The organism is Blastocatellia bacterium (genome assembly GCA_035573895.1).
Taxonomy (GTDB): domain Bacteria; phylum Acidobacteriota; class Blastocatellia; order HR10; family HR10; genus DATLZR01.
Window position 1 is genome coordinate 1 of the sequence record DATLZR010000069.1, and the last position, 6,079, is coordinate 6,079.

Annotated in this window: 6 protein-coding genes; 2 read left to right on the plus strand and 4 right to left on the minus strand. The window is 59.8% G+C overall.

All coding sequences use genetic code 11. The features are described 5' to 3' along the window. Positions 1–174: 174 nt before the first annotated feature. From VNM72_06975 to VNM72_06990, 4 genes are all read right to left on the minus strand, one after another. Positions 175–375: a hypothetical protein gene (locus VNM72_06975; protein HXF05142.1), complete on the minus strand. Its 201-nt coding sequence runs from the start codon at positions 373–375 to the stop codon at positions 175–177. 94 nt (positions 376–469) lie between these two features. Further along, entirely contained in the window at positions 470–658 is a 189-nt protein-coding gene (locus tag VNM72_06980; GenBank protein HXF05143.1) for a hypothetical protein, read from the minus strand. A 383-nt stretch (positions 659–1,041) separates the two neighbouring features. Continuing rightward, positions 1,042–2,064 carry a riboflavin biosynthesis protein RibF gene (ribF, locus tag VNM72_06985; GenBank protein HXF05144.1) on the minus strand — a complete coding sequence of 341 codons (1,023 nt, stop codon included), beginning with the start codon at positions 2,062–2,064 and terminating at the stop codon, positions 1,042–1,044. A 41-nt stretch (positions 2,065–2,105) separates the two neighbouring features. Beyond that, the gene (locus tag VNM72_06990; protein HXF05145.1) at positions 2,106–2,549 is read right to left on the minus strand and encodes a DUF1844 domain-containing protein; all 444 of its coding nucleotides are present in this window, start codon (positions 2,547–2,549) and stop codon (positions 2,106–2,108) included. 394 nt (positions 2,550–2,943) lie between these two features. Between VNM72_06990 and VNM72_06995 the strand changes: the two genes are divergently transcribed. Both VNM72_06995 and lepA read left to right on the plus strand, forming a co-directional pair. After that, positions 2,944–3,924, plus strand: coding sequence for an ROK family protein (locus VNM72_06995; protein ID HXF05146.1), 981 nt, complete (start codon positions 2,944–2,946; stop codon positions 3,922–3,924). A 52-nt stretch (positions 3,925–3,976) separates the two neighbouring features. After that, positions 3,977–5,791: a translation elongation factor 4 gene (gene lepA / locus VNM72_07000; GenBank protein HXF05147.1), complete on the plus strand. Its 1,815-nt coding sequence runs from the start codon at positions 3,977–3,979 to the stop codon at positions 5,789–5,791. The last annotated feature ends 288 nt before the right edge of the window (positions 5,792–6,079 follow it).

Consider the following 6,079-nt stretch of genomic DNA (forward strand, 5'->3'; position numbering starts at 1 on the left):
GCCGGCATCAATTTCATGGCGCTCAATGCGAGCGGCACAGCCAGGTAACTCAGCGCAATGAGTTTCTTCATAACAGCCCTCCTTTTTCAAATTTTTTAGTTTTGGATCAACACCTTCCATTCCACACTCACGTGACCACGCTTAGCCCTGTGACACATCCGTTTGCCGGAGTGGTTACAGGATCAGCGGGTCAACGATGAAGAACCCCAGGACAATGGACAGCACCACAGGGATGGCTGACAGCAGTTGGCTCAACACGTTGTTACCAAGCGCCTGGAGAATGAACCCAATTGCCAGCAGGTTCGGCAACGCTGCAGCCACAGAGAAGCCCAAGACCGATGTCAAGGCCAGAACCATCACTGATAGCTTCTTCATAACCATCCTCCTTTAATAGTTTGTTTCAAATCGTTCGTTGTCAGCCCAATACTACACGCAATCAAAGAATCTGTCAACGGGAAATTCCGCCGACTCATGCTGCCGCTGCGAAACTAGATAGGAGGCTGAGCAACCCGAAACCGAGGAGCACGGCAGCCGGAAACAGAGGTGAGCCTGGCGGTGTGGCCAGAAGAATGATGAGGATCACTGCCAGATGGGGCAGGACCATCGTCAACGCCAACGGAGCCACCAACATACCGATCAGCGTTAGAAGCTTCTTCATACCATCCTCCTTTTTTCATCAGACTTTTGAGGTGCAACCTGAAACCGGGCCAGATATTACACGAAGCCCGCGAGGTTGTCAAGAAAAAATTATCGTTTTTTAGGAACAAGGTTTTTGACCCAGGCCCTGCGGTGGGTCGGGGGCCCGGCCGGAGGCCGTTCAGGGCCGGTTTGCGACTCACAGGTCGGCGTATTGTCAGGGATCACTCAATGGACCGATTCGCCCCAAATGAGGAACACCCGTTTGTCACCCGTCAAGCGGGCACGCCGGAGGCGTGCTCTCCCGGGCTATCTTCAAGGGGATCGCCCATGTGTCATCGTACACCATGAAGGATGAAAGTGCGTTTGCCGACGCATGAAGGGGGCCAACTGATGAGTAATCCGCTAGGACCTTTCATCCGCTGGGAGATTACTTTCGAGGGAGAGGTTGAAAGGATCTCCTTCGATGAGTCTTGCGAAGGCGCGCCGGACGGCCGGGTGGGCGAAGTAGCGGGCGGCCCTCTGGCAGTCTCGCTTGATCTGGCGCTTCAGGTCCTCCGGGGTGTCGAATCGCCTTTCCGGTCGCAGCCGGTGGAGCACGCGCAGCCGGAGGCGCTCGCCGAGCAGATCGCCCTGCCAGTCGAGCAGGTGAGGTTCGACCATGAGATCACTGTCGCCGCCGAAGGTCGGCCGATAGCCCACGTTGGTTACGCTGCGATGCCACTTTTGCCCGATGCCGACCAGCGTGATGTAGACGCCCACGGCAGGCAGCACGGCGTTTTCGACGTTGAGATTGGCCGTCGGCACGAGCAGCTCATGGCCGCGCCCCTCTCCCTTGACGACGTGGCCGATGAGTTCATAAGGGCGACCGAGCATCCGTCGCGCGAGGTTCACCCGGCCGGCCTTGAGCAATCGGCGGATCATCGTTGCGCTGACCCGATGACCGCGCAGCTTCACTTCCTCGACCTCGATGGCCCTGCGTCCGAGGCGACGGGCCACGTCGCGGGCCAGCTCGATATTGCCTCGCCGCTTGTGACCGAACGCCGCTCCCTTGCCGAGGTACAGCTCGCGCGCATCGAGTTGCCCGAAGATGTAGTGTTCGAGAAAAGTTTCCGCGGGCGTGGCGGCGAGGTCTGATGTGAACGGGAGGATCACCACCTGCTGGATGCCCATCTCGACCATAATCTCGATGCGTTGCTCGAGCGTTTGCAGCAGTGGCGGGGCCGTCTCGGGTCGAAGAACAAGGCGCGGGTGAGGATCAAAGGTGACCACCGTTGGAGTGACGCCGAGGCGCCGGGCCTGCTCGACGACGGTCGTCATGATCCTCTGATGGCCGATGTGCATCCCGTCGAAGACGCCAAAGGTGACGACCGTCGGGCGCATCAGTTCGTCCAGTCCCCATCGGCGGATGAATCGGATCTCTCTCATGGATGCAGCAGAAGATGGCGCCAACCGGCCTTCATCGCGCGTCAGGCCCGCTCCTTCCTGCTACTGGTCAGGTGAACATACCTCATGCGCAGTTCGGTCAATGAGCCGTCGAAAACCTGCTGCTCCTCGCGCGAGAGGTTTCCGTTCGTTTTCTCCCGAAGAACGCCGAGCAGATCAATCATCTGTTTGGCCGCTACGAGATCAATCTGTTTTTGACCCGCTTCGGGATTTTCGACCATCCCCAAGTGCATGGCGGCCGAAGAAACGAGCCCCATGAGGAAATCGAGAAAGAGCGGCGATGTAGCCGGAGGCTCCGCCGGTGCGGCTCGCGTTGCACTTTCGGACGGAGATGGCGTTTCTGAGGGGCGCTGCTCCACCGTGGTCGAGGATTCGTACTGATCGGCAAATTCCGGACGCAGCGTCCCATCGGGATTGAACGGTCGCCGATCCACGACGCGAAAAGCCTGTTCGCGTTCCGTGCTCATCGCTTCTGATCCTCGCTCTGGAAAAGTCTCACGCTCATCATGCTAGCATCGGGGCGCCGGACCAGGCAAGAAGGGGGCCCAAAGCGTCATTCCTCCGAGTCCATCGCGACGTCACAATCTCCCGTTGCGGGCAATTACCCGGCGAGCGCCTTTTAACGGTGCGAGCAACAGCACGCAACAACCGGGCGCTCCCAGGATACAGGCACGTGAAAATCGTGACAGTCACGACTGGAATCTGAAATTGACGATGGGCAATCGTTTCCGTCCCCGGGAGATTGCCGACGTTTGCACCTCAGGGCTAAGACTCGTGCCATGTCGTTCCTCGAAGGCGTGTTTGACGGGTGTGGGCGGGGTCTGTTATAGTCATCCCCACCGGCGAGAGAAGAGAGGGTGAATGGAGCGCGAGCGTTTCTACATCGGCCTGGACCTGAGCGCGACGACTATCAAGTCGGCGATCACCAATGGTCTGGGAGAAATCTACGAGATCACCCAGCAACCTCTCCGAAATGATCCCGGTGCCATTGTCGCGGCGGCTCTGGATGCGGTGAACCGATTGCGCGCACGGGCGCAGGAGCGAGGCTGGGAGATTGCGGCTCTGGGCGCGGGCGTGCCCGGGCTGGTGAATCCTGCGACGCATCGGGTGGAAGTGGCCCCGAACCTCCCGGCGCTGGCCGAGATGGACCTTTATGATGAACTGGTGAAGGCGACGGGATTGCCGGTGGTCTTCGATAATGATGCCAACGTCGCGGCTTACGGCGAGTATACGTGCGGCGTCGCTCAGGGGATGCGCCATCTCATCTACGTGACCCTGGGTACGGGAATCGGCGCGGGACTGATCATCGAAGGGAAGATTTATCGGGGCGCTCTCGGATTTGCCGGAGAGTTCGGGCATACGACGGTTGATCCCGATGGTCTGGCCTGCGTCTGTGGGAACCACGGCTGTTTGGAGACGATCGCCTCGGGGCCCAATCTCGTGCGGCGGACTCGCGAACGCCTCTTCCGCGATCGGAGTTCCTCGCTGTCGCGGCTGGCGTCGCCGGACAAAGGAGAGCTGACGCCGGAGAGAATCGCCGCCGAAGCCGTCAACGGAGATGACTTCGCCCTGATGATGATCGAACAAACGGGGCGGTGGATCGGCATTGCTGTGGCCAACGTCATCAATCTCCTCAATCTCGATATGGTTGTCCTGGGCGGAGGCGTGATGGTGGCCGGCGATCTGCTGCTGAATCCGATCATCGAAACCGTGCGGCGTCGCGCCTTCGGCATCATGGCCACGCACTGCCGGATCGTCGCCGCGCTTCTGGGAGGTCAAGCGGGGGTCATCGGCGGCGCTATGCTGGCCCGTGATACCTTCGCCGGAGCTTCACCCGCATGAAGACCACGGCCTCTCGCGGCACCACTTTCACGATGAAAGAAGTTATCGTCAGATGACCGCACCGCAACACATCCGGAACTTTTCCATCATCGCCCATATTGATCACGGGAAGTCAACGCTGGCCGACCGCCTGCTGGAATTAACCGGGGCTCTCAGTCAACGGGAGATGACCGAGCAGGTTCTCGACGCCATGGATCTGGAGCGCGAGCGCGGCATCACCATCAAGATGCATGCCGTGCGCCTGGAATACACGGCCCCCGACGGACAGAGCTACATTCTCAACCTGATTGATACGCCCGGACATGTGGACTTCTCCTACGAAGTCTCGCGCAGCCTGGCCGCTTGCGAGGGAGCCTTGCTCGTGGTGGATGCGTCGCAGGGGGTGGAAGCGCAAACCGTGGCCAACGCCTACCTCGCCATCGAGCACAATCTCGAACTGATCCCGGTGATCAACAAGATTGATCTGCCCGGAGCCGAACCGGACAAGGTCAAGGAGCAGATTGAAACCATCATCGGGCTCGATGCCAGCGAGGCGCTGCTGGCGAGCGCCAAACTGGGCATCGGCGTGAACGAGATTCTTCAGGCGATTATCGAGCGCATTCCGCCGCCGCAGGGCGATCCGGAGGCCCCGCTCAAGGCGCTCATCTTCGATTCCTGGTTTGATCCCTATCGGGGCGTCGTGGTGATGGTTCGGGTGATGGAGGGACGGCTTCAACCGGGGATGAGGATTCGCCTGATGTCAAATAATCGTGAGTATGAGGTCGAAGCTCTGGGCGTCCTGACGCCCAAACCGCGCTCGATTGATGAGCTGTCGGTGGGCGAGGTCGGCTACGTCATCGCCAACATCAAGACGATCTCCGACGTGAAAATCGGCGATACGATCACTGACGCGAAACGTCCAACGGCTCATCCCTTCCCGGGATTTCAGGAGATCAAGCCGATGGTCTTCGCCGGACTCTATCCGGTCGAGAGCGGCAATTACGAAGACCTCCGCGACGCCCTGGAGAAGCTCCGGCTCAACGACTCCTCGTTCCATTTTGAACCGGAGACATCGGCGGCGCTCGGCTTTGGATTTCGCTGCGGATTCCTCGGATTGCTCCACATGGAGATTGTGCAGGAGCGCCTGGAGCGGGAATTTCACCTCGAGCTGATCACCACGGCGCCGAGCGTGCGCTATCGCGTGCGGACGCGCACGGGCGAGATCATCGAGGTGGAAAACCCATCCAAACTGCCCGACCCGGCCACGATCGCGGCCATCGAGGAACCGATCATCGAGGCCATGATCTTCACCAACGCCGAGTATGTGGGCCCGATTCTGGGTTTGCTCGAAGAAAAGCGCGGCGTGCAGAAGCGATTCGAATACATCACGCCGACCCGGGTGCTTCTCACCTACGAGCTGCCTCTGGCGGAGATCGTGCTCGATTTCTATGATCGGTTGAAGTCGCTCTCGCGCGGCTATGCCTCGCTCGACTATCGTCTGGCGGGCTATCGGGAGGCCGATCTCGTCAAGCTCGATATTCTGGTGGCCGGCGAGCCGGTGGATGCACTCTCGATCATCGTCCATCGGGAGAGCGCCTATCGGCGGGGCAAAGCGATCGTGGAGAAGATGCGCGAGCTGATTCCCCGGCAGCTTTTCGACGTGCCGATCCAGGCGGCCATCGGAAGCCGCGTCATCGCCCGCGAAACTATTCGCGCCATCGGCAAAAACGTCCTCGCCAAATGCTACGGCGGCGATGTCACTCGTAAACGCAAGTTGCTGGAGAAGCAAAAAGAAGGAAAGAAGCGGCTGAAAAAAATCGGTCGCGTCGAGATCCCTCAAGAAGTTTTCCTTTCGGTTTTGCGCGTCACCCCCTCGGCCAAGGAGTAGCGCAGACTTTCCAGTCTGCGAAAAAACGCAGGCTCGAAAGCCTGCGCTACGTATGCGAATGTAGCGCAGACTTTCCAGTCTGCGAAACGCAGGCTCGAAAGCCTGCGCTACAAGAACAACCGCAGGCTGGAAAGCCTGCGCCACTGCGCGCCTCACGGAGAGGCGAACGCTTCGGCGTGCTCGATCTCCAGATCGGTCAGATCACATTCGGCGCCGCTTTGCCACTCGCCGCCGAGAGCGCCGCAGCGCGGACACTCGCCGAGGATCTCCCGACTCCGGTAGACGGTC